Annotated in this window: 1 protein-coding gene; it reads left to right on the top strand. The window is 74.4% G+C overall.

The features are described from left to right. Positions 1–915, top strand: a 915-nt coding sequence (lnt, locus tag ABEB16_RS15975; protein ID WP_345713216.1) for an apolipoprotein N-acyltransferase, incomplete at its 5' end; no start/stop codon positions are given. Positions 916–927: the final 12 nt, after the last annotated feature.

The raw sequence follows: 927 nt of genomic DNA, 5'->3' as shown, positions 1-927 counted from the left end.
GTGGCCGCCGTGCAGGGCAACACCCCCACCGACGGCCTGGACTTCAACGCCGAGCGGCGCGCGGTGCTGGACAACCACGCCCGCGCCACCGCGCAGCTGGCGGCCGACGTGCGCGCCGGGCGCGTCCCGCAGCCGGACCTCGTGCTGTGGCCGGAGAACGCCAGCGACATCGACCCGCTGCTCAACGCCGACGCCGCGCGCGTCATCTCCGGGGCCGTCGACGCCGTGGGCGCACCCACCCTCGTCGGGGCGGTGCTGCAGGGGCCCGGCGAGGGGCTGACCAACGCCGGGATCGTGTGGAGCCCGGGCACCGGCCCGGGTCAGCGCTACGCCAAGCAGCGCCCGGCGCCCTTCGGGGAGTACATGCCCTACCGCTCGTTCTTCCGGTTGTTCACCGACAAGGTCGACCTGGTCTCGCGCGACTTCGTGCCCGGCACCAGCACCGGTGTGATGAGCATGGGCGGCGCGAAGGTCGGCGACATCATCTGCTTCGAGGTCCTCTTCGACGACCTGCCCCGCGAGGCGGTCCTGGCCGGCGCGGACATGCTGGTGGTGCAGACGAACAACGCGACCTTCGGCTACTCCCACGAGGCGGTGCAGCAGCTGGCGATGTCGCGGCTGCGGGCGGTGGAGACCGGCCGCAGCGTCGTGCAGATCTCCACCGTGGGGGTCAGCGCGTTCATCACCCCCGACGGGGTGGCCCACCAGCGCACCGGGCTGTTCACCTCCGCGGTGCTGAACGGGCAGCTGCCGCTGCGCTCGCAGCTGACGTTCGCGGTGCGCCACGGGCAGGCGGTGGAGCTGGCGCTGTGCGCCCTGGGGGGGCTGCTCGTGCTGGCCGCCGGGCGTGACCGCCGTCGCGGCGCCACCCGCCGGCCCGCCCTGCGCCGGCGCGCGGTCGCGGCGGGGCGGTGAGGTGTTCGTGAC

It is taken from the genome of Kineococcus glutinatus (genome assembly GCF_039542765.1).
GTDB classification, from domain to species: Bacteria; Actinomycetota; Actinomycetes; order Actinomycetales; family Kineococcaceae; genus Kineococcus_A; species Kineococcus_A glutinatus.
Note: the sequence above shows the minus strand (reverse complement) of the source record. Positions and strands in the feature narration are given on the sequence as shown.